Annotated in this window: 22 protein-coding genes; 11 read left to right on the top strand and 11 right to left on the bottom strand. The window is 52.4% G+C overall.

The annotated features are described in order from the left end of the window. Positions 1 to 12 precede the first annotated feature (12 nt). The 8 genes from ACR0AJ_RS11300 (at position 13) to ACR0AJ_RS11335 (ending at position 8,587) form a co-directional block, all read left to right on the top strand. A complete protein-coding gene (locus ACR0AJ_RS11300) occupies positions 13 to 1,410 on the top strand; it encodes a metal-dependent hydrolase family protein (RefSeq protein ID WP_480648793.1) in 1,398 nt (465 codons plus the stop codon). 86 nt (positions 1,411 to 1,496) lie between these two features. After that, positions 1,497 to 2,201: a DUF3299 domain-containing protein gene (locus ACR0AJ_RS11305; protein ID WP_254429615.1), complete on the top strand. Its 705-nt coding sequence runs from the start codon at positions 1,497 to 1,499 to the stop codon at positions 2,199 to 2,201. Further along, positions 2,198 to 3,376: a carbohydrate porin gene (locus tag ACR0AJ_RS11310; protein ID WP_170553526.1), complete on the top strand. Its 1,179-nt coding sequence runs from the start codon at positions 2,198 to 2,200 to the stop codon at positions 3,374 to 3,376. Before ACR0AJ_RS11305 ends, ACR0AJ_RS11310 begins: the two co-directional genes overlap by 4 nt. Before the next feature lie 48 nt (positions 3,377 to 3,424). Further along, positions 3,425 to 4,666, top strand: a complete 1,242-nt coding sequence (locus ACR0AJ_RS11315; protein WP_170351540.1) for a membrane dipeptidase — start codon at positions 3,425 to 3,427, stop codon at positions 4,664 to 4,666. A gap of 277 nt (positions 4,667 to 4,943) precedes the next feature. Beyond that, complete coding sequence (locus ACR0AJ_RS11320) at positions 4,944 to 5,270, top strand: potassium channel family protein (RefSeq protein ID WP_226689145.1); 327 nt, start codon at positions 4,944 to 4,946, stop codon at positions 5,268 to 5,270. Between the two features lie 176 nt (positions 5,271 to 5,446). Next, positions 5,447 to 6,526, top strand: coding sequence for an AI-2E family transporter (locus tag ACR0AJ_RS11325; protein ID WP_170351538.1), 1,080 nt, complete (start codon positions 5,447 to 5,449; stop codon positions 6,524 to 6,526). Further along, the gene (locus tag ACR0AJ_RS11330) at positions 6,523 to 7,587 is read left to right on the top strand and encodes an HlyD family secretion protein (protein WP_170362165.1); all 1,065 of its coding nucleotides are present in this window, start codon (positions 6,523 to 6,525) and stop codon (positions 7,585 to 7,587) included. The genes ACR0AJ_RS11325 and ACR0AJ_RS11330 overlap by 4 nt, the downstream gene beginning before the upstream one ends. Next, positions 7,577 to 8,587, top strand: coding sequence for a DUF2955 domain-containing protein (locus tag ACR0AJ_RS11335; protein ID WP_302478430.1), 1,011 nt, complete (start codon positions 7,577 to 7,579; stop codon positions 8,585 to 8,587). The genes ACR0AJ_RS11330 and ACR0AJ_RS11335 overlap by 11 nt, the downstream gene beginning before the upstream one ends. A 382-nt stretch (positions 8,588 to 8,969) precedes the next feature. On the opposite strand, the gene ACR0AJ_RS11340 is transcribed toward ACR0AJ_RS11335, so the two are convergent. Further along, the gene (locus ACR0AJ_RS11340; RefSeq protein WP_480740860.1) at positions 8,970 to 9,869 is read right to left on the bottom strand and encodes a LysR substrate-binding domain-containing protein; all 900 of its coding nucleotides are present in this window, start codon (positions 9,867 to 9,869) and stop codon (positions 8,970 to 8,972) included. A gap of 96 nt (positions 9,870 to 9,965) precedes the next feature. Between ACR0AJ_RS11340 and ACR0AJ_RS11345 the strand changes: the two genes are divergently transcribed. Together ACR0AJ_RS11345 and ACR0AJ_RS11350 are read left to right on the top strand one after the other, a co-directional pair. After that, positions 9,966 to 10,820 carry an MBL fold metallo-hydrolase gene (locus tag ACR0AJ_RS11345; RefSeq protein WP_170362162.1) on the top strand — a complete coding sequence of 285 codons (855 nt, stop codon included), beginning with the start codon at positions 9,966 to 9,968 and terminating at the stop codon, positions 10,818 to 10,820. Between the two features lie 66 nt (positions 10,821 to 10,886). Next, positions 10,887 to 11,348 carry a cupin domain-containing protein gene (locus ACR0AJ_RS11350; RefSeq protein ID WP_170414579.1) on the top strand — a complete coding sequence of 154 codons (462 nt, stop codon included), beginning with the start codon at positions 10,887 to 10,889 and terminating at the stop codon, positions 11,346 to 11,348. A 311-nt stretch (positions 11,349 to 11,659) separates the two neighbouring features. Here ACR0AJ_RS11350 and cutA read toward each other — a convergent pair whose 3' ends face one another. The 10 genes from cutA to ACR0AJ_RS11400 all read right to left on the bottom strand — a co-directional run bounded on the left by cutA (position 11,660) and on the right by ACR0AJ_RS11400 (position 21,266). After that, on the bottom strand, positions 11,660 to 11,977 hold the full coding sequence (gene cutA / locus ACR0AJ_RS11355; protein ID WP_170414581.1) for a divalent-cation tolerance protein CutA: 318 nt from the start codon (positions 11,975 to 11,977) through the stop codon (positions 11,660 to 11,662). A gap of 712 nt (positions 11,978 to 12,689) precedes the next feature. After that, positions 12,690 to 13,676: a type II secretion system F family protein gene (locus ACR0AJ_RS11360; RefSeq protein ID WP_170351524.1), complete on the bottom strand. Its 987-nt coding sequence runs from the start codon at positions 13,674 to 13,676 to the stop codon at positions 12,690 to 12,692. Between the two features lie 14 nt (positions 13,677 to 13,690). Further along, a complete protein-coding gene (locus ACR0AJ_RS11365; protein WP_170351522.1) occupies positions 13,691 to 14,659 on the bottom strand; it encodes a type II secretion system F family protein in 969 nt (322 codons plus the stop codon). Then, entirely contained in the window at positions 14,656 to 16,047 is a 1,392-nt protein-coding gene (locus tag ACR0AJ_RS11370) for a TadA family conjugal transfer-associated ATPase (protein ID WP_367647831.1), read from the bottom strand. Before ACR0AJ_RS11370 ends, ACR0AJ_RS11365 begins: the two co-directional genes overlap by 4 nt. 12 nt (positions 16,048 to 16,059) lie before the next feature. Next, positions 16,060 to 17,289, bottom strand: coding sequence for a CpaE/TadZ family protein (locus ACR0AJ_RS11375; protein WP_480740862.1), 1,230 nt, complete (start codon positions 17,287 to 17,289; stop codon positions 16,060 to 16,062). Further along, positions 17,286 to 17,933: a TadE/TadG family type IV pilus assembly protein gene (locus ACR0AJ_RS11380; RefSeq protein ID WP_170351519.1), complete on the bottom strand. Its 648-nt coding sequence runs from the start codon at positions 17,931 to 17,933 to the stop codon at positions 17,286 to 17,288. Before ACR0AJ_RS11380 ends, ACR0AJ_RS11375 begins: the two co-directional genes overlap by 4 nt. Then, entirely contained in the window at positions 17,930 to 18,427 is a 498-nt protein-coding gene (locus ACR0AJ_RS11385) for a TadE/TadG family type IV pilus assembly protein (protein WP_170351517.1), read from the bottom strand. Before ACR0AJ_RS11385 ends, ACR0AJ_RS11380 begins: the two co-directional genes overlap by 4 nt. A gap of 14 nt (positions 18,428 to 18,441) precedes the next feature. Beyond that, positions 18,442 to 19,977 carry a TadE/TadG family type IV pilus assembly protein gene (locus tag ACR0AJ_RS11390; RefSeq protein WP_480740863.1) on the bottom strand — a complete coding sequence of 512 codons (1,536 nt, stop codon included), beginning with the start codon at positions 19,975 to 19,977 and terminating at the stop codon, positions 18,442 to 18,444. 9 nt (positions 19,978 to 19,986) lie between these two features. Beyond that, positions 19,987 to 20,946: a Flp pilus assembly protein CpaB gene (cpaB, locus tag ACR0AJ_RS11395; RefSeq protein ID WP_425082393.1), complete on the bottom strand. Its 960-nt coding sequence runs from the start codon at positions 20,944 to 20,946 to the stop codon at positions 19,987 to 19,989. A 143-nt stretch (positions 20,947 to 21,089) separates the two neighbouring features. Beyond that, positions 21,090 to 21,266, bottom strand: a complete 177-nt coding sequence (locus tag ACR0AJ_RS11400) for a Flp family type IVb pilin (RefSeq protein WP_145975006.1) — start codon at positions 21,264 to 21,266, stop codon at positions 21,090 to 21,092. Between the two features lie 528 nt (positions 21,267 to 21,794). Between ACR0AJ_RS11400 and ACR0AJ_RS11405 the strand changes: the two genes are divergently transcribed. Continuing rightward, positions 21,795 to 22,637, top strand: a complete 843-nt coding sequence (locus ACR0AJ_RS11405; protein WP_480648780.1) for a helix-turn-helix transcriptional regulator — start codon at positions 21,795 to 21,797, stop codon at positions 22,635 to 22,637. The last annotated feature ends 297 nt before the right edge of the window (positions 22,638 to 22,934 follow it).

Genomic DNA, 22,934 nt, shown 5'->3' on the forward strand with positions numbered 1-22,934 from the left:
AAGGGAGTGCTTATGTCCGGTCTACGAATGTCGCTTTGCTCGACGGCAATTGTCGCTGCAGGACTTTGTTTTTCAGCGTCCGCGCAGGCTCAGGATCAAGAAGAACTCCAGACGCTGTTTACTAACGTGCATATCTTCGATGGCGTGAATGAACAGCGTATCGAGAATGCCAGCGTATTGGTCGAGGGCAACCTGATTACGTCTGTATCAACTGAAGCGATTGACGCCCCCAATGCTACGATTATTGACGGAGAAGGGATGACACTGACCCCGGGCTTTATTGAAAATCATGCACACCTGATGCTGCCCGGACCCACGTTGCCCGCAATGGAAGCCAACAGCACTTGGGAAGACCTCGCGATTCACGGCACTCAAATGGCTGAGATGTACTTAATGCAAGGCTTTACCACTGTAAGAGATGCAGGTGGCGCTAATGGAGGTCTTCGTCGCGCAATCGACAGCGGGACCATTGCCGGGCCGCGTTTCTACCCTGCGGCTGCTTTTCTAAGTACACGTGGTGGCCATGCTGATTTCGCCAACTTTACGGCGCCGGTTGGCCAGTCTTCAAACTTCAGCCGTCTGAATATGGCCCAAGAAGTCGACAGTGTCTCCGAAATGTACAAGTTTGCTCGCAACAACTTCCGGATGGGAGCAACACAACTGAAGTACATGCAATCAGGCGGTGTAGTTTCAGCGTTTGACCCGTGGCAGTTGTTGGCTGGATCGACGGCAGAATTAGAAGCGGCCGTGCAGGTTGCAAACGAATACGAAAGCTACGTCATGGCCCATTCCTACCGCAAGGAAACGATCATGGCGGCACTGAATGCTGGTGTGCGATCAATTGAACATGGGTTCATGTTTGATTGTGAAATATCAGCGCTGATGGAAGAGAAAGGAGCCTACATCACAACCAATCTCACAGCATTTGATCCAAATCTCTTTGATATTCCTGCCATTCGAGATGTCCCAGCCAGCTTAAGAAAGGCACAGTCCGCTACGCAGGCTTTTGGCGACTACATAAAAAACATGAATGAGTGCCCAGCCAAAAGAGGGTTTCACACGGATTGCGTAGGTTCTGTAGCGGCCTGCAATATTCAAATTGCGTATGAAAAACATCTCAATAATGAGTTCTTTGGCTCCCACGCTTCATTGGTCGCAATGACGTCCACCGGCGGTGAAATCGCCGCTTTGTCGGGGCCGTTTATGAACCCCTATCCCGAAGGCAAATTGGGCGTGATTGAGGAGGGGGCCTATGCAGACATTCTGCTCATTGACGGCAACCCGCTTGAAGACTTCTCGGTTGTTGGCACGGGTAATCAGTGGTTCGGTGCCGATCCGAGGCCTGAAAGCCCAGATACGATCCGCCTGATCATGAAGGACGGCGTCATCTTCAAAAACACACTGGATTGACCTGTCTAAACAGCCGGAGAGTATTTATGCACCATTGGTTTCGCTCCTTAGTGTTTGCAGGGTTGGTTTGGTGTGGTCATCCTGTCATGGCGACGCCAGGAACCGCGTTGGACTGGTCTGACCTACCTGACCCGTCCGCGCAGGTCTTTGAAGACCCCTATCGAGATCTCAGCCCCGAACAATTCGACGATGTCCTCTACGTCGTACGACTGCGCGGCAGGCTGCAGCAGGATGGCGGCAGCGAAGAAGAGCGTCAGAAGTGGCAAATGCTTTTGACCGAGACTGAGGATGCCTTGGCAACTGATGGAATTGATGTGGACTGGCTACTCGATCAGCGAGAGGTTGTAACGGAACGTCGAAGAAAGGCCGGGACGAACGGAAATCCGCAATTCGATGGTCGAACAATCACACTGGCGGGCTTTGCCATTCCTGCTCCGAACGATCCAGACGGTCGGCCTGTCGCATATTTGGTGCCAGAAAGAGGGATGTGCAGCCACATGCCTCCACCTCCGCCCAACCAGATGATCCGTGTGCGGTTGAACGGGGGCTGGACGCCCAGCTATTTCCATGAACCCGTTCGGTTGACAGGCACGCTAACGATCGATCCGTCTGTTCAGAATATGATGGTTGTGGATGGCCAGATGCCCATGAGCGCGACTTTCCAGTTGGAAGCAGAAAGTGTCGAAACTCTGGAAACCAAGGCAGATAGGCTGGAATGGAAGCAGCGTGCCGCTGATCGCATCCGCGCGGCGGGCAATCGCAAGACCGGCGGGGCAAAGGCGTCTGAATGATAAGACTTCTGGTTGCCGCATTGAGCATTGCCTTCGCTGGCGCAGCGTCGGCTCAGGGACTATCCGGGCCATCTTCGGTCGAAGCTGATCTTGAGCCCGGAGATGGGCTAACCGACCCACAATATCGTTCCGATTTTCCGCGCAATATCGCATCGGGTTGGTTTCAATGGAAAGACCGACTGGCTGTGGGTGGGTTTCGCTTCAACATTGATTACTTGGCATTGGGCCAATCCACAAATGCTGATCTGGGAACCGGCGAAGCGGCAAGTGGGATTGCGCGTTTCTACGGTAGTTGGCAGGCAACTGAACGCGGCTCTCTGACATTCAAGATCGAAGATCGGCACAGCTACACCGATGTTGCCCCACAGTTTTTGGGGCTGGATGGCGGAGCCCTTTCAATCACGGGAACAGCCTTCAACGATAATGGTCTGCTGCTGACCAATCTGTTCTGGACTCAAAGAGCCGAGAACGGTTCGTGGACGCTGCAAGTTGGCCAGATTGATGTAACGGACTTTGTGGATATCTATGGGTTGGTCAGCCCCTACAGTGGTTTCCAAAACCTGTCTTTCAATACCAATCCGACTATTAACACACCCAATCAAGGCCTTGGCATTGCCGGTGGAGTAAAGCTGAGCGAAAACTTCTACGCTGTTGCCAGCGTCTCAGACGCAAACGCCGACCCGTCTGATCCAAACTTTGATGTGTTTAGCGACGGCAATCTCTTCAAATCACTCGAATTTGGTTACACCTCCGGCTTTGATCGCATCTACTTCGACAACATCCATTTGACCCTTTGGCATGCGGATGCGGCTGACGATGGCAGTCGAGCGGAAGATTACGGCGCTGCGTTCTCTGCCGCATGGTTTGTTGACAATAAGTGGATGCCGTTCTTTCGGGCTGGGGCCTCAAAGGGTACCGCAGCGCTTTATGACCGGTCCGTCTCAGCAGGTCTGGGCTACTATGGTCGCAACACCGATTTGGCCGGGCTGGGCCTGAACTGGGCCGAGGCAAGAGGCATAGACGGTGACCAGTTCACGCTCGAAGCATTCTACCGGATTTCAATCTCGCCCGGACTGCAGATCACGCCATCACTGCAGTTCATTTCTGACCCGCTGCTGAACCCCACTCAGGATAGCATTACGCTGTTCGGTCTAAGAACCCGGATCGTTTTCTGAGGGGTTCGAATGCGGCGGTAAAAACAAAGCAGTTAGGGAGGTTCTGTCATGAAGACCATGTTGGCCGTAAGCGCTATCGCGATCACTCTAGGTTGCGCACTACACGCGAGCGAGGAAAGCAAGACTTGGGATGCATCAGAAGAGGCGAAGCAATTCGTACAAGACACCATCGTCCTCGGCATGTTGGCCAGCCCCTACGGCACTGGTTGGACCGACTACGACCAGCTTCATACTTACTTCGCGCGCGCTCGGGACAACGGCATTACGGGACACGAGATGACGCTGGCTGCTGCGGATATGTCGTTTGAAACCCTGCTAGAGCAGCACTATCACTTTCGCTCAGCCATGGCGCAGCAACCGGAAAACTACCTGATTGTCAATGAAACCCGAGATATCGAAGCCGCCCATATACAAGGCAAGACGGCCGTCATCTGGAACAGCCAAACCGCCACAATCCTGAACGGCGATCTTAAGAAAATGGCATTGCTAAAGGATATGGGGATCAAAAGTATGATCCTGGCTTACAATGACATTTTCCGAACCGGATCGGGGCAGTTGGCGGCCTATAACGGGCGCGACATTGGTCTGACACCTTGGGGGAAGTCGGTCATCGATGAAATGGTGCGGTTCGGTATCTTGCTTGACCTAAGCCACACGGGTTCAAAAACGGCCAACGACGCCATGGACTATATGGATGAAAACTATCCCGGCGTGCCATATGTCTATACGCACTCTGTCCCAGCTGGGCTTTATGCGAACGAACCCAATGCCACGACACGCGGTTGTTATCGGGCCATTCCCGACGACGAGGCGCTGCGTGCGGCCAAATCGGGCGGCTATATTTCTCCGACCTTCACCGAATGGATGATGGACGGTGTTTGGCCTGAGGATATCTCACCCGAGCAAGCTGCTGATATGATCGACTACTATGTCCAACTTGTGGGGGTCGACCATGTTGGGATTGCAACGGACGACATGTTCTCGACTGAACTAGTCGTACAGTTCGCAACTGCAAACGCGAGCATGTACGACGACGGCGGCTACATGATCGACGCGTTCAACAAAGGAGCCACCGGTAACGGCGAACTTGCCAAAATCCTTGCGGCGATTACCGATGACCTTTGGGCGAAGGGTTATTCCAATGAGGACCTTGCGAAGATTTATGGCGGTAACAAGATGCGAGTTTATGCGCAAGTTTGGGAGGGCAAACCACCCGAACTATTCCTGAAAGAGTACCCGGAGCGTCTGCGCCTAAGGCAAGAACTTCGTGATGGGTTCTATTCGCGTTAGAGACGTAAGACCTAGCAGCAAGATACTTGGCGCGTAGGCGAACAGCTCGATTGCTAGCTTGCAAAATAGAACCTCCACGGCTGTTCATGCTTCCAAATCACTCGAATGAAGGGATCCGCTGATCTGTACCTGTCGGACCATCGCGCGCAGAATAGCATCGGTGAATCTGGGACTCTGGTTGAGAGTTCTTATCGGGCAGCTTTCAGTAAATCAGCATTGTTCCTTCCGTAAATCCTCAACTCTGGTACAAATGCAATTATTCGAAGATGAGGGTGCAATGAATTCACTGACCAGAATAACACGAGGAATTGGCGTCGCTTTCAAGGACGGTAGAGTGAAAGGCATTCTTGCCTTCACAGTTGGAATGATTTTATGGGCCTCGGTCTTTTACCACTTTGTCGAAGGTTGGAGTTGGCTCGACTCAATCTACTTTTCTGTCGTGACAATTTCGACCGTGGGGTTTGGTGACTTCTCACCTGAAACTGCGGCAGGGAAGATCTTCACAATGGTATACATCATCGTGGGTCTCGGTGTCTTCGTGACCGCGGCGACGACAGTGGCAGATACAATCTTGTCCCAAGACGACACAAAAGCGGACAAGTAGATTATCCCAATTTGGCCAAATCGAGTTCACGCCCAGGCATTGGTTTGACTGGGCACCTCAAGCTGTGGCCCAGATTCATTCGACTCTTCAAGCTGATAGATGATCACCAAAATTCAAAAAAATATACATATTATGTTTTTTGAGTGTAACATTCGAAAAACACATGGAGGGATGGAATGGAAAAGACACAGGACGCAAAGATTGTCGATCTGGCAATACGATTGCTCTTTCTTGGACTATTCCTCTACAGCGCCCTAGTCATGGTGGCCCCGCTTGCGAGCGTGGTTATCTGGGCAACGATCCTCTGTGTGGCGCTTTACCCGGCATTTGACTGGCTTCAGTCCAAGCTGGGAGGGCGGAAAAAACTTGCCACGACGATCTTGGTTTTGTTGGGCCTTGTTCTGACCCTCGGGCCAGTCGCTACGGCGGTGTCTGGTGCCGCAGAACTTGGGTCTGAATTCGCGGAACAAGCAGACAAAGGTGAGTTGAAAGTCCCACCTGCGCCCGAGGGTCTCAAGGAGTTGCCCTTGGTGGGAAACAAAATAGCCGATGTCTGGGGAATGTTTGAGCGCAATCTTGACGGCGCGCTTGCAAAATACGGCACGCAAATCCTTGAGATCACCAAATCGCTCTTCGGTAAGGTGCTGAGCATCGGAATCGGGCTGCTTGGCTTAGCTCTGTCCGTGTTGATTATGGGGGCATTGTTCAGCCCTGGGCCAAATTTGGTCCAAGGTCTTCAGCGCTTTGCCAACCGTGTCTTTGCACCGCGCGGTGGTGAATTCGTGACACTCGCGGGCGCAACGATCCGGAACGTTACAAAAGGCGTGATTGGCGTAGCAGCCATTCAGGCGGTTTTCGTTTGGATACTGTTGGCATTGTTTGGGATTTCTTCGGCCGCCACGCTGGCATTTATCTGCCTGATACTCTCGATTATCCAAATCGGGCCCGGATTGGTTCTTATACCGGTTATTATCTATGCATGGAGTTCCATGTCCGGCGGAATAGCTTTGATCTTCACCATATTGGCCGTTCCAGTCATGATAATGGACAGTTTCCTAAGACCCGTGTTCATCTCAAAAGGCCTTGAGACTCCCATGTTGGTCATCCTCATCGGTGTTCTCGGAGGTATGATGGCGTACGGTTTGATCGGCGTCTTTATGGGGCCGGTGCTCTTTGCTGTGTTCTATGAGCTGTTCAAGGTTTGGATTGATACCTCGCCCGAAGCCGAGGCCGCTGCAGAAGGTGCCGCGAAATGAGGAAGACGATATGGACAACCCTGGCTGTCATTCTGATTTTTCTTGTCTGGTATCTGGTCGCTGATCGAAAAACGCCATTTACCGGGAACGCCAGAGTAAAAGCTGTAGCCACACAAATCGTGCCTCAGGTGACCGGAACGGTAACGGAAGTTTTGGTAGAAAACGGACAGGTTGTTTCGGCAGGTGATGTTCTGGTTCGAATAGATTCCAGGCCCTACGAAATCGAGCGTTCAAAGGCGGAAGCTGATCTTGAAGCGGCGACCCAAGAGGTGGGTGCGTCTTCGGCAGAGGTAAGTGCAGCACAGGCCAAACTCGCAAGGGCGCAGAGCGATCTGGATACGATGCGCATTCAAACGGAACGCGTATTTGCGCTCGAAAAGAAAGGGTTGATTGCCGTCTCAAAGGCTGATGATGCACGAGGGCAATTGGCAGAGTCTGAGGCAAACTTTGAGAACGCAAAAGCGGATCTGGAAAAAGCAAAACAGAGGCTTGGTGACGACGGGATTGAAAACCCGAAAATCCAGCGCGCGTTGGCGGCCTTGGCGGATGCAGAACTGAACCTTGAATGGACGGAACTGCGTGCTCCGGCGACAGGTGTCATCACTAATTTGCTGATAGCCCCCGGAACGTATGCGCGATCCGGCCAGGACCTGTTGACGTTTCTTGATGCAACGGACGTCTGGATCGAGGCGTATTTTACCGAGAACAACCTAGGAAGAGCTTCGATAGGGTCTCCGGTTGATGTAGTGTTGGACATGCATCCCGGTAAGATTGTTCCGGGCGTCATCGAGAGCTTTAGCGCGGCCGTTTCCCTAAGTGGCGGTGATGAGCCCGGGCAATTGGCGAGCCCGCCAAGTACCAAAGGTTTTTTGCGGGAGCCTGAAAGGTTCCCAGTCAGGATCGTTTTGCCGGGCTATGAAGCCGGAAGCACCGAAGATGATCTTCGCTTTCAGCTGAACGGGCAGGCCGATGTGATTATGTACCTAAGCGACAACTCGTTACTGAACTTCGTAGGCCGCACCTACATCCGCTTGGTCTCAATTCTGTCCTATGCGTACTGAGGACCAACGCTCTGTCGCCCGGCTTGCGGTTGGTGTTACCGGCGTCTTTTCCTTGGGCTTATTTCTTGGCTGGCCACTCGCCGTCGTTGGGGCGGTGTTCACCGCACTGTTTTTGCAGGCACCCGCTGCATTGCCTCTGGCAGCATTTGCTAAGCTGTTTGTCTTTTCGATTGGATTGATGTTCACTTCGTTCCTGGTGTCGTCAATCTTCTCACCATATCCTCTTGTTTTTCTCATTCTGGTGGCCATAGGAATAATCCTGTCTTTCATGTGGTCGGTTTCCGGAGCCGGAGTTTTACCGGGCGTCATTGCCCTGATGGGTGCACTGATGATCCCGAACTTGGTTTTGCAATCACAGGATCTGGCTTTGGTGCTCGTGTATTGGATACCGTTGAACCTGCTGTTTGCGGGCTTTGTATCGACGCTGATGTTCGTGTTGATACCCGCTGAACCTCAAACGCCCGCTCAAAAGAAGGCCGCATCGTCGCCGAACTTCGACCCACATCGCCGAATCGTCAGGATGTCGCTTGTAACAGTGCCGTTTGCCTTGGCGTTTTTTGTTTCCGGCGCATCTGCACTACTGGTTCTGTTTTTTGTCGCCCTGCTGAGCCAGCAGCTTGCGGCAATGCCCGCTGCAGGCAAAACAGTTGCAAAAGCTATGCTGACGGCAAACCTTCTTGGGGCGGCAGTATCCATCATATGCTACGAAATAAACGTAATAGCTCCGGTTATTATAACCCCCATTCTGCTGTGTTTCTTCTTTTGCCTAACACTCGGAGCACTTGGAAAGTCAAAAGTACCGCTCGCCGCCGCCGCCGGTTCCGCTATTACAACAGCTCTGATTGTATATGGCGGTTCGGTTGCACCGTTTTCAGACGAGGCTGACGTCAAGAGCATCACTCGCGTATTGCAAGTTGCCAGCGCCGCTTTTTTTGTAATCATTGCATATGTCGTGGTTGATGAATTCTGGCCGGAAAAAGAGCGCCGGGCAATTCAATGAGGTTAGCTGCGATGAGGCTTGGAACCGAAACCAGCAGAGATCCTCCAGCTGTATGCGCGCCGCACAAAACCACAATGACCGCCTTGGGCTCGAAACAGACGTTCTCCGCGCGCAGGATCAATGACTGCTATCCGGCGATTTAGTAATGGTTCGTTTGATCCGCAGGGGAGCTGACCACTCAACCAGAGATCGCTTCACATAACACCCCTTCGGCGACGTTCATGGTTCGTTACGGCACCACCAATCATCCAGTGGCTGTGAGAGCCTGCCGCTCGCGCCCCCTGTCGCCGATGACCGCAACGCGGGACGGAGCCGCCGTTCGCTGCAAACATCCCAAGTTCGGCTTTGTGCAATTTAAGTCAGCGCGGGGGCGCTTTTTCGGTCAGGCCAGATGTTGTTTGATGTGTTGCCGAAGGTGGTCCAGAAATAGACCAACCCGACGAGGTTGGAAGGCTTTTTCGGGGTAGACTGCAAACACCCCAACATCAGGGAACTGCCCTGTAAAATTGATTGGCTCAAGTTGGTCCGCTTCCACCAAGTCTATCGCCATGATTTCTGGAAGCAATCCGATCCCCAACCCACGCACCAGTGCTTCGCGATAAGTATTGGTGTGGTTCATGACAAGTTTCCAGGGCAGGCGCAGCTTTTGCATCCCTTTATTTGTCACGAGCGGCCAACTGTCACCGAACCGTGAAGCACCAAAGACGAGGCAGCAATGTTGGTCTAGATCGGCAACCGTTGTGGGTGTTCCATATGCGCGTAGATAAGAGGGGGACGCGAACAAACCGAGGGATGTCTGAGCCAGCTTGCTAACGATCAGACTGCTATCGTCCAGCTTGATCGCTAACCGAATGGCCAAATCCACCCTAGAGGTGATGAAGTCAGTCTGCTCATTTTCAAACACCAGATCAAACAACACCTCGGGATGAAGCGTCTGAAAGCTCTGCACCGCATCCAGCAAAAGTGGCGTACCGATCCCTTCCGGAGCAGCTACGCGAATTACTCCAGATAACAGCCCCCCTTCTTGTGCAACCACGTCCTGCTCAAGTGCATCCACTTGTTCCAGGGTGGCCTTGCACCCGTGATAGTAGCGAGTTCCGGCTTCGGTCACTTCCATCGAACGAGTTGTGCGGCTAATGAGGCGCAGATCAAGCATCGCTTCCAGATCGGCCACATGTCGCCCAATAATGGCCGGACTAACATTCAAATCTTCCGCGGCTGCGGCAAAGCTTCCCAGCTCGACCACGCGAGCAAACACGGTCATTTTCTTCAGCTTGTCCATTCAGTACTTTTTGTATCTTTTGAATTGTCAATGACATCAATTATCTCATGTTGGGTCAAGGGTATGTTGTTTCCAACGCAAAAGGAGACACATGCCATGAAGCGCATTCTGACGGCCATCGCCGCCGCTATCACCTTTACAAGCGCGGCCATTGCAGCAGGTGATGAAATGACACCGGCCATGACCAAGCTGAAGGACGGCGTCTATCAGTTCTACATGGCGCATTATTCCAGCCTGGTGGTGATCACGGATGAAGGCGTTCTGGTTGTAGACCCCAATCACGAATTCCGGTCCGAGGCGATGCGCGCTGAAATTGCCAAGCAGACCGATCAACCCGTGGTCAAGGTTGTTTACTCGCACGATCACTTTGACCATTCGCGGGGCGGCCAGATTTTCAAGGACGAAGGTGCGGAGTTCATCGCCCATGAAGGGTGCGTTGAGTTGATGAGCCGCGATCTGGAAAACCGGGTGGTGCTGCCTGACGTGACCTATGCAGATGAGCATCGCATCGAACTGGGCGATAAGATCATCGACTTAAAGTACTTCGGGTCCAGCGACGGCCAGTGCCAGAGCGTGATCCACATGCCCGACGACAAGGTTTTAATGGGCGTGGATTGGCATCTTCCGCGTTATCTGGTCTCGACCGCCCGTTTGAATACGCATGATTATGTGGGCGCTCTGAACACCCTGCGCCGTGTCAGCGCAGAGCTTGACTACGATACCGTGGTTTCAGGCCACCTGGAGCATTCGTCGCCTGAGCTTCTCGCTGAAGAATTGGCCTTTGTCGAAGCCCTGTACGTTGCCGTTTGGGAGGGTCTACAAAACGGCAAATCGGTCGACGAACTTAAGGATACGGTCAAACTGCCTGATTTCGAAGACTGGCTATTCTACAAAGAAAACCTTCCAGCCCATGTTGAACGGATGGCTTACGCCATTTGGCACGGCCACTAAACCTCTGACTGGGTTGCGGGGCAGCCCGGTCGTTCCCCACAAATGAAATCAGAATTGGACCTCAACATGTCTAAGAAAACTGAAGCGACCGCCAAAAAGACCGTTGTCAGCGGTTGGCATGAAGGCCGCAAATATTTCATGGCGGATCAGGAGTACACCTCGGTTGTCGCAGGCAAAGACGACACGCAATCCGAGTATGTCTTTGGCTCAGGTGAAATAGCACCGGGCGGGTTCATTCCTGATCATTATCACAAATGGGAAGACCAGACCTTCCACATCCTTGAGGGCGACCTGGAAGTTAAAATCGGCGATGAAGTCTTTAACGCCGGGCCTGGGGCCAGCATCCAATGCCCACGCGGCGTGTCCCACTACATGAAGAACGTCGGTGATACGACTGCCAAGATGATCAGCTACATCTTCCCCGGTGATTGGGCTGAGGAGTTTATGGCCGAAACCTCGCGTCAAAACGAGACAGGCGAAATAGATTTCGCCTTGATCGAAGAGCGCTTTGGCGTCGTCTACATCTGAACCGAAAGGAAAAACGCAATGAGACTCTTAACGCTTCTTGCCACGTTCCTCGCTTTGACCAATCTGAGTGCGGCTTTCGCTGCGGGCCCTCAAGTGACCACAAAACAACTGGCGGACAACGTCTCCCTACTGCTTAACCTTCTAGCACTGAAGGTCTGGTATGTATGGGTTCGCGACTTGCTGAGCGAACAAGTAACCGAATTACGATCAACGCCCGGTCAGGGCTCATCTGCTTGTCCGAACTCGCCGCAGAGAAAGTAGGTAGTGAGCCCAAAGATACAGCGGCTATAGGCCGATAGTTTGAGCTTTGGTTAGATCTCGCGCGTGCTTTCAATCATCCACTCAAGATATTCCCCGTTGGCTTGGTCAACATTAATCGAGAGAATACTGGGCGTCTCATAAGGGTGCATCCTGCGGATCGCGTCAACGACTACGCCAAAAAGCTCCTTTCGGGTCTTCAGCAGAAGTGGGACCTCCCGCGCAGTTACGATTTTTCCCTTCCAGAGATATTTACTGCTAGTCGCAGTGTAGCGGTTCGATGAGGAAACCAAACGCTCTTCAAGAAGCTTGTCCGCGATCTGGTCAGCGACTTTCTCGGATGGGCAGTTGACCCAAATTTTGACTATCATCTGCAATCTCACAAACGCCAAACCTAAGTTCTTAGTCTAACACGGGACCATTTCGACGCCATTGTTGCTCCTACAACGTATCACCGCCATCTGCGTACCACTCAGAGAATGACCGGGTTCCTTTGGCACGCGTTGTCACCGATTGGGCGGCAGGTCGATTGACCGGCGTGTCGCGTGATCCAGAAGTCGAAGGTTTGGCTGGTTTGCTGATCGATCAAGCTGAAGGCTGAGAAAAACAGGAGCGTGCATTTTCGTGCGACCTGCCGCTCTTGGATGCGGCTGCACGCTTGAAAATAAATGTGATATCGATCCGGCGGTTGCGGAATGGCGGCTTTCTAAATCAGGTCACGGTGCGAAACCCGGACACGCAGCACTACCGTTGCTATATAACTGCCCAAAGCCTGCAAGCGTTTGTGGCTCGTTATGTAACACTGGGTCAAATGGCAGAGCAGTTTGAATTTGCCGCGATTCATCTGGCTCGGGCGAGGGACCAAAGAAAAATCGAGACGATCCCCTGTGAGGCTGGGTTCGTTCGCGCTTAGTGGACGCCGCCTGGAATACGACCGATACCTGGTGCTTTACTCCAGCAAAATGCAGCGTTAGCAAAGTATTAGGATTAGAATTTGGCTAAAAGCAGATAACCAAAGCGTGTCATCCATTGCAGCTCAAAGAAGATTCTTTGTTCCTTCAATTCTCAGACTACACCCAACCATCACCCAAACATATTGATCCATCGGATCACCATCGGCGACAGGCAGATCAGCAGTAGAACGGGCATCATGCACATGGCCATTACGGCTGACATTTGAACTGGTAGCCGGTTGGCCTTTTCCTGAGCGCGCAGTTCGCGATCGATACGCATATCAGTGGCAAATCTGCGCAGTGAAGCGGAAATGCTGGTGCCGTATTGATTGGATTGAAGGAAGGCGTTCGCGAAAGAGCTGACCTCGTCAATGCCGACGCGTTCGGCCATGTCCATAAAGGCGGCCTGACGCTCTTTGCCAGCTTGCAGTTCCAGTTGGAGTATCGTGAACTCTTGCGAAATCTCCGGTGCCGCATGCGCCATCTCATTCGCCACTCGCACCATTGCGGCGTCAAATCCGAGCCCGGCCTCAATCGCCACCTGTAACAGGTCCAGCGCATTTGGAAGGCTGTGTTCGATGGCCTGGCGGCGCTTTCTTATACGGTGCCGCAGCCAGAGTGCTGGACCGTAGAAACCTGTTACCATCAAAGCGGTGACAATCTGTAATGCGTTCACCCAGGTGATGCTTTGCAATAGGCCAGCAATCCCAAGCTGAACTTGAGTTTCAAGCGGCAACGACAAAGCCACTACGAAAACGGCTGGAAGCACAAAACCCATCACCAAACGGAACAGATAAAATGATCGGACGGCATGTTTGCGCTGAATACCAGCCTGCTTAAGCATTCTGCCAATTCGGGAACGTTCGCGTTTCGACGAAGGCACAAATGCCTTAAGCAGTCCGTGCGGGTCGCTGTCATCCCCCTGTATGAGGTCAAAATCTGTTCCGTGCCCCCGAGAAATTGATCCGACCCGCATCCGGCGCGCGGCCGTGTCATCGGTTGCGGTCATGCCAGAGATTCCGAGGATTACAAAGAAAACACTTACGGCAATCCCACCTAGCACAAGATACTGAAGGGGAAGGTCTTGGCCGTTTAGAACATTTTGAATAAATTCCATTTTTTCGCTCCCATTCAGAATTTGAATTTGACGAGCCGCTTCAGGATAAGTCCTTGGGCAATCGTCAGGCCGACTATCGCACTCGCAAAATATGGGAACAGCGGATCGTTTCGAACATCGCCGTAGAACGAAGGTGTGGACATCTCGATTGAGAAGTAGATGAACACCGGCAAGACTGTGAGAATTAGACTGCTAAGACGCCCTTCGGCAGAGATGGCCTTGATCTTTTTTTGCATGGTTTGCCGGTCACGGATGACCTGGGACAGAATGCTTAGGACACGGGCAAGGTTGCCGCCGGTGCCGTGCTGAATACCGATGCTGACGGCAAGATAGTTCGCATCCTCTGTTCCGACACGTTTTGCAAAATCCTGAAACGCGGTTGCCACGTCGTCGCCATAGTTAATCTGGTCCTGAATTATGCCAAACTCACTACCTATCGGGTCCGGAAGATCTGTCGCCACGTTCCCGACAGTTACAGCCACTGGGTGCCCGACTTTCAGGCCACGGGCCATAAGGTCCAATGCATCCGGTAACTGTTTCGTAAGTTTTTTGGCCCGGGTATCCTTCATGGCGATCAGTGCCAGCAGCGGCAGAACGCCAGCCAGAAGGACGCTCAGAGCTGCGGCAATTTCCGGGGCAAGGAACCGAGATATTGCGATGAAGGCCGCCACGGCCAGACAGGTGGCTGCAAGGACCACCCAGATCGGGTTGATCGTCAGCCCGGCCTGGACAAGCAGACGACGAAAACGGGCGATCACACTGGGTTTTTCGCCAGGAGTGGTCATCGCAGGGTCACGTAGCAATTGCAGAACCTGATCGGTTGAGGCGCCCCCCTGGATTAGCTTCATGCGCCGATTTCTGGCCTCGCTGAGGGATTCCTTGCGCAGGAAAAGCTGCTGTAATCCTTCGTAAGCAAGAAGAATTCCTAGGAAAATCGAAATGTAGAACAGAATGTTCAGGGTGTTCGGTTGCAGGTCAATCATGACGACATAGCCCCACGAATAAACATGTTGGTGTCTACGTCGATCCCTGCGGCAACCAACTGATCGAAGCACTTTGGACGAATGCCGGTAGGCAAGAACTCTCCCAGTACCTGTCCGTCTTCCGACTTGCCGCGACGTTTGAAAACAAAGATATCCTGCATTGTGATCGTGTCATCTTCCATGCCGGTAATCTCGGAAATGCTGACGACTCTGCGGGTGCCGTCGCTAAGGCGGCTGAGTTGGAGTACGATCTGAATGGCCGAAGCTATCTGCGACCGGATGGTTCTGATCGGCAAGTCAGCGCCAAGCATTGTCACCATCTGCTCGACCCGGCTTAGTGAATCACGCGCCGAGTTTGCGTGAACGGTGGTCATAGACCCGTCATGGCCCGTATTCATGGCTTGAAGCATGTCAAAACATTCTGATCCACGAACTTCTCCAACGATGATGCGGTCAGGCCGCATCCTTAGGGCATTGCGAACCAGATCACGTTGGGTGATTACACCTTGCCCTTCAGCATTTGGAGGGCGGGTTTCAAGACGTACAACATGGCTTTGCTGAAGCTGAAGTTCGGCAGCGTCTTCGATGGTAACGATACGCTGTTTGCCATCGATAAACGACGACACAGCGTTCAGCATGGTTGTTTTACCCGTGCCGGTACCGCCTGAGATGAGGATATTCAACCTTGCTTCGACAAGTGCCTCAAGGAGTTTGGCTGCCTGATCATTCATGCTGTTCTGATCAACAAGCTTTTTTATTGTCAGAGGGTTGCGGGAGAACTTGCGAATTGACAAAGCTGGTCCATCGACGGAACACGGCCGAATAATTGCGTTAACGCGGCTGCCGTCTTCCAAACGCGCATCAACCCAGGGCTGAGACTCATCGATACGCCGACCAACTTTGCTGACGATCTTGTCGATAATCCGTAGCAAGTGACGTTCATCGCGGAAGCGAACAGTAGAAAGCTCCAGAAGACCAAAGCGTTCGACGTACACCTGATCAAAAGAGTTTACGAGAATATCGTTGATAGTCGGGTCTTCCAGCAACGGTTCCAATGGCCCCAGGCCCATGACTTCGTGGATAAGCTCATCAACCAGCGCAGTGAAAGCCTCAGACCGCATGTGCAGGTTTTCAGCCTCGATCAGGCCGGTTACCAAAGATGCGATCTGGCGTTTCAATTCCGATCGTTCAACCTTGTCGATGACTGAAAGATTGAGCCGGTCCAGAAGCTCACCATGCAAGCGGCTTTTGAGTTCCAGATGCGCCTGCAGGTCGACGTCCACTGGGTCAGGAGTCGCCTTGGATTTGGTGGGCATGTCAATGGGTCGATCCAGTGTCAGCACATTCGACTTGGAAGCAACCTTGCGTGATCTAAATTCGTTGAACACGTTGATCTCCTTTTACGCTTTCTTCGTTGCCACGGGCTGAGTTTCAGCCGAAACGGCAGCGGCCAGTTTTGCCAAGGCTTTTCCAAGGTCCGATTGCGGCTTCATATCCACAATCGGCCGTCCAAGATCTACGGAATTTCTGGCAACTTTCGAGTTGTCGGGTAGCCAGTGTTTCAGGCTTGTTTTCAATACCTTCTCGGCTTCGCGGACATGCGAAGGCTTGATCAAAGTGTTCCGCTCTCTGTTGACCACAAACTCCACCGGAAGGCCAACGTTTGCCTCGCGGTAGAAATCAATCAACCGCCTCGCCTGGCGTACGCAGGGGACAGTAGTATCGGTAACCAAAGCCAATTTGGTGGCCCGTTTGAAAATAGGTTCAACCCATTCAACAACGGCGCAGGGAAGGTCGATGATTATATAATCATAGCGCTGTTGCAGAAGGTCCAGCATCCCTTCGATCAGATCAGGCCGCATCGATTGCAGCGGCACCATCGGGGTAGGCGCGCACAGAACGTCAACGCCAAGCCCATGCTCTTGCAGGATCGAAGACAAAAGGTGATCATCAGGAATTTCAGAATTTTCAATTAGCTGAAGGAATCCGCCGTTGTCCTCGATGTCCAGAAAGACATTCGAGTTTCCGAACTGAAGGTCAAAATCCAAAAGGGCTACTCGGTTTTTTGCGGACTTCCTGAAGAAAGATCCCCGCCCGCCGACAAGCGAACACGCGAGGTTGACAGCAACTGTAGAAGCCCCGATTCCACCGCGCGCCTTTGCGACTGGTATCACCTTGCCCAACGCCGAAGAACCGTCTGAAATAGTGGTTTGCGAAACCGCACGCGCATTTAGTTTTTCACTGACTGCGGCTTTCAAACCTTCGCCATCAATTGACAGCGGCAAAACCTCATCAATACCGATCTTGTACAATTCACGCGCCTTGGAGATCGACAGATCATTCTGAGTGAGCGCAACAAACAAGGTGTGATCGTCGCGGTGCGTCAGGACAGCCTCGATAGCGCGGAGCTCTCCTGTGTCATCAGGGTCGATTTCAAAGATCACCAGATCGTGCTTGAATGCAAGATCGAGGGCAGTTCCATTCAACATCTGAAACGATGCCCCGTTCCTGGTGACTTTATTTTCCTCATTTACGGGAAAGACATCCGCAACCAGCTGCGCGATCTCTTCGTTTTCCGAAACAAGCATAATTGCCTGTGATTTGGGTGTGAAAACACTCTGATCTCTCATCCTGACTCTCCTAATGCAAGGTCTTCAGCAGGCAGCGAGACGCTGAAGTTTGAGTAACCGACTGTCGAAGGTATTGTGCTGTTAGTTGCGCCTGCGGCGTTTGCCAGCGCGGCCAACGGTGACACGAATTGAAAATCGTTAAGGTTCAATTCGACTGAGACCATGGGTGTATACGGGCCACCCAGGAAACCCAGATTGGGATTGAAGTCATAATGAAACTGTAAGTTGTCTATTGTGGCATCCGGGGGCAAAAGCGGGCTAATCCGGGTCCAGATTTCCGAGGCCGTAGCATTGGTTGCGACACCCGAACACGAAGGGGTTTGAGGATCCGCACAAACCCCGGCCGAGGCACTGCAGGACGTACCAAATCTCGGTGACGAAGTAGATGTGCCTCGCTGATGCGTCGTGGGCACTCCGGGGCACGCAGGCGGTCGTACGACTGCAATGCGCGCAGCAAGTTGCGAGGCTTTTTGAGCATTCGCAACGCTATAGGACATGCGGCCGAAATCCAGTAGCGCCATGAAGAGAAACAGAAACAGGGAGACGACAATGGCGAACTCTACAAGAACGCCGCCGCCTTGATCCTGAAGAACTTTCTGCCCTCGGCGAAGCAAGCGCGTGTGGATATGAAGCTGACCTTTCATTGTCCGAAAATCCGTGAAGTGTCAGAGACATCCGTCGTCACGGACGATAGTCCGCTGCCAAAGAGGGACAGGATGCTGCCCATCGGAAACTGGATAGTGATGTTTGCGCTGACCGTGCCTACTGGGGCTGGGTTGACCCTATAGGTTCCAGACACACAGGACAGGCTGGGTGTCACCGAATTGACCGTTATGCTGGGTGGAAACAGGCTATTGGCATTTTTGTCGTCCTCGACGATGCCTTTCAATGTTGTAGTAAGCCCTGCAACAGAACCGCCAGAGGTGCAGATATCTGCCGGAGTGACTCTGGACAGATAGCGACTGGCGTCGCGGACGCCTGCAATAACCGATTGGTATGACCACATCATGCGTGCGGATTCCAACGTAACGGCCAATAGTAGAAGCATGATTGGCATGACCAGGCCAAATTCCACAAGGATCGCGCCATCATCTTTTTTTGCAAAGCGTTTGAGGGATTCTGCGAGGCGAGTTTTCATGATTCTGCGTCCCATCACCGATACAGTTGCACTAGGTCGCGAAAGATACCGCCGAACCCATTGCCGCCGCTGCCGACGCCTGAAACGTCAGGAAAGCCGACAATCTCGCCATGGATGTCAAAACTCGGCGGTGAACTACCGTCATCCCCCACCGGTTCGGTCAGGAAGACGGCAACAAATTTTGTGACCGGAACGCCTGTGGTCGAGCCGGAAACCGGGTTTTGAGCGCAATCAATGCCTGCTGCGGTCACGACGCGACGCGCTGGGTTAGTCGACATTTGGTTCGAACACATCGGGCGACCGGTTTCGGCAAGCGAAGGGTCCAGGATCGAATTTGCGTTCGGTGGTGAATGTGGGCTGCTATTGCCGTACGCGATTTCCCGCAGGTACATTCCGTATCTTGTGCCAGCAAACACGCTATCCGTTACGCTAAGAGCCGGGAGGTGAGCATCGCTGCCAATTCCGTCTGCGATACCATCTGCAAGGTCATGGTTCCGGTTAAGATACCCCTCGCGATCCCAGACACCGTCCCCAAACCGGTTGTTCCCGCCGCAGGTTCCCGCAGCCATGCAAGTGTCGCGACCAAGTGCGATCGTATCAGGCGTGACTTCTTCGTTTCCCTGAATGCAGGAACCACCACCCTTTTTCTGTATCCCTTTGATGACGTTCGGAGCCGGTGCAAAGTCCGGATTGTTTTTCTCACCGTTTAGTACCGAGCGGAAAATATCAAAGCGGACATTGAATGCCGCATTGGTGATTCCGACCTTCTGACCCGGTTCAGTATCCAAACCATTGGTGAGGACGCATTGCGTGATCTGGCTTTGCGCCGCGATGAGGCAGGCGAGTTTGTTCCCGCCTTCATCCGCACATACGCCGGAGGCATCTTCAAATGTTGCTAGGTCGATAAACCCGAAATTGCCCGGTCCCCAGGCGGTTCCGTTGCCACCGCTGCGCAGTAAGATTTGATCACCGACGGTCAGGGTATTTTCCCAATCCGGCGGTAAGCAGAACATTAAAGGTGAGATATCGCAGGCCGCTTTGGAGTAACCGGCGACGGCCTCGGCCGAAACGCTGGCCGATATGCCGCTTCCGCCAAGCATCCGGTCCAAAGCTGAAGCAAGGTTCATGCTGAGAGATTTGGGCGTTAGCACGACCTGAGCAAACTTGGCTTCTCTTGGGTTGGTCGTGACGTCTGCGCCCAACGGCGTGAGGTCCGAAACCGGCAGGGCGGAATGAAACGAAAGCGTATAATCCGATGAACCCGAAAGCGTGGCGGACCCATTGGCAAATGTCTGGCTGTCACTGATCAAGTTGGCCGCTGCATTGGTTGCGCGGGTGATGGCGTCGGGTTGTCCGTCCAACTCACCAGCGGCTGCCAAGGCTACGTGGTCCGCGAAGGACTGAAGCTCTGCATGGGTCGAGTTCATTCGGCCTACATCCATCGTGATTGCAAAGAACCCGAGAAATGCGACAAATGCTGTACCCCAGAGAATAGCGACCGTGCCGCGCTCGTCCTGTGCAAAGAATGATATGTTCGTTGTCCGACGCATGACGCAGCCTTACTGTGCAGTGTTCTGGCTGACTTTGAGCGAGCGGGCTTTCGGCTTGGTGCCAGAGTTGATGGCTGCCGGTGTCGACTGGGCGTCCGTTTGATCGCGGGACTCTGCATTTGGAACGGCTTCCACTTCTGTCGCGTCGTCGGCTCCACGAGAGCTTCTCTGTATAACTTCAACTTCGGTTTCGGTGCCGCGGTTTACAATGATTGTCGGTTGCGCTTCGACTTTTTCAACCGGACCTTCCTCTTGCAGAAGATCGCGCAGGCGGACCATTTCCATCGGTTCATCCTCGACACCGTCCAACGTTCTGAGGGTGAGGCTCAGGGTGCCGGCCTTTTGGGCCAAAGCCAGGCGCTGACCTTGCTGAGGGGTCACTTCTACTGTGATCGTACGGGCAATTTCGGGCTGATCACTCAGTTCTTCGGATTGCTGATCCACACCAATAACGCGGATATTCTGTAAAATGGTCACAGCGCGCAAATCCATTTTCGCACCTTGTGTCAAAACGATGTCTACCCAATCACCCGGAGTGACAAATCCGCCGACCGCGGTCACGGCGTCCACTTCGATCGCCATGGCGCGCGTGTTTTCACCCAGCTTTTGAACCAGCGTGACCTTTTCGCCAAAATTCGAAACTTTCGAAATAAGCATGACTTCACCGGGATAGAACCGCCCCTTAGCGCGACGCAGCTGTTGGCGATTATCCGGAACAAGTACGCCTAACTCGGTGAAAACCCCGGCAGGTAGCGCTTCGCGTGGCCAGAGATGAGTTGTGACGTGATGATTTTCTATTGTTTGACCAAATGCGATTTCTGAGCGCGCAACGTAGATCTCAACGAGATCGGCGTTCGTCGTGGCACTGGGTGCAGTCGTGTTAAATTGGATGTAATCCTTCGCCAGGAACACAGAGCCTGAAGCAATCGCAATTCCAAATAATGTGGTAATAACTGGTCTGATACGCATCTCTGTCTCCAAAAGTTACGCTCAAAAATTTCGAAATGTCAGTGGTTAGGTTTCGAAAATCCCGGCGGTGTATTCTGCGCCGCTACACGGATGGGACGGCGCAGAATGTTGTTGTGGTTTGCAAATCGCAAGGAACCAATGGTTCAGCAGGTCGCGCTACCCAGAGCTGCGCAAGCACCCGTTACGTTCGTGTTAGTGGTGGTTCCAAGATACGAGAACGCACCAACCGCAATTGACGCGACAACCAAAAGGGCAAGGCCATATTCAACAATTGCCGCGCCGCTTTCTTCTTTGACAAACTTCTTCATAAATTTGGTCATGTTTCCCCCGAAAGGTTAAATTGAAATCCACGCTGCATTTGTCGCAGCGCAAGCCAGGCATTTCGCATTGGCTCTGAAATAACGGTAGCGGTGATGAAAACTTCCGCCTTCCGCGAAAAATAGGAAAAATACACGTAATAGATGATTTATTTATCATTTAAACTTCTTAAAAGAGATTAAAATAAACATTGCATTAACAAGGCTTTAATCTTCAATCGAATCAGTCAATCTGGAAACAATGCGGCGATTCGATGTGCAACTGTGGCTGGAAGGCTCAATAATACTCGTCGCTATATCTTTCCTTTGAGGCATCCAAGTGTCGGGAATTTGTTTTTCGGTATCTAAGTTTTACGTCATAATTACAGATAGTTATGCAAGTATTGGAAGCTGCTCGCTCTTTTTTTGCCCTATAGGCATGGCCTTAAAATCAGTTGCTGGACCCATGAACCCCGAACAAGTTTGTAATTGCGGTGGGGCCGCGGCAGAAAGTTCTGCCTCGCAACGTTTGTTGTTTTGGTTAGTAGGGTAATGAGTATCAGTTTCTCCAAGAGCGCCCAGGCGCAAAATAGTTTCAATTTTGTTATGGAATGGACGCATGCTTTAACGAGCAAAAACTCCATTCCACAGGTTTTATATAAGCTAATAAAGTTGGTTAATGCGGATGCCGCATTAATTGCACGTACAATTAAGGCGGAACGAAAAGTAAAATATATTGCCCGGTGTTGCAGAGAGGAAGGAAAGGTTTGGCCCTCTCAACCTCAAACTCTGGTGGAACGGGTTCTGGGTGAAAGTTTTCTGACGGCACGGGTGGGCTCAATTTGGACGTTGTCAGACGCGTTGGTTGCGGGCAACACAGCAACGCTTCGTCATTTTGAGGGCAATTTAAAGGCGCTGGGCGAGGTGATCGTGGTTCCGCTTGATACAACCGGCGGGCATGTGGATCACATCGAGCTGCATTTCAGGCATGAACCTGCCCAATATGATCTGGACCTACTAGCCATGTTGGCACCGACACTGGCGTCAGGTTGGTGCAAGCGAACGCCTGGTTCAATCTCCTCGTATCTGGAGAAGGGTCGTAATCATAATCTGAAAAAAGTTTCGGATACCGAGCATGTTCCAATCCTGGGCCCTCAAAATCCAGCAGGGCTCAGCCGGTGCGAGTTTCGGGTTTGCGCTATGCTGAAGGAAGGAATGACAGTTAAAAAGGTTTCAGAAGCCCTGACTGTCTGCCCAACGACTGTTCGTTCGCACCTAAGCTCGGTATTTTCGAAGACGGGTGCCTCTAATCAAGTCGAACTGTTGCACTTGTTAAATCGAAAAATTCAAGCAGGCCGCAGGCCCAGAGACGCTGAAACAGCTAACTTCGGTTGACAGCAATGGAATGCCAGTTCTGCAACGCGCCTCGTTAGCCATAAAACCGAGCAAGACACCCTTTGGTCTGATCGACGGCTAAGCTATGGCACAAAGCCAAGCATGGCTGATGTTATTCGAATAATATTTAGAGCAACCCAAATTTATAGTTTGGTTACAAGCGGCGAAGAGCAATTCAACACATTGTTTACGTTCCGGCGACAACTTTAACCAAAGGTGAACAATGTGTTCTCGTGGTGTTCAACAGGCATCGCGCATACTCCTTCCACCGAGCCGAGACAGTTATGGGTACTTGGC

This window comes from Ruegeria sp. CJ9, from assembly GCF_056536625.1.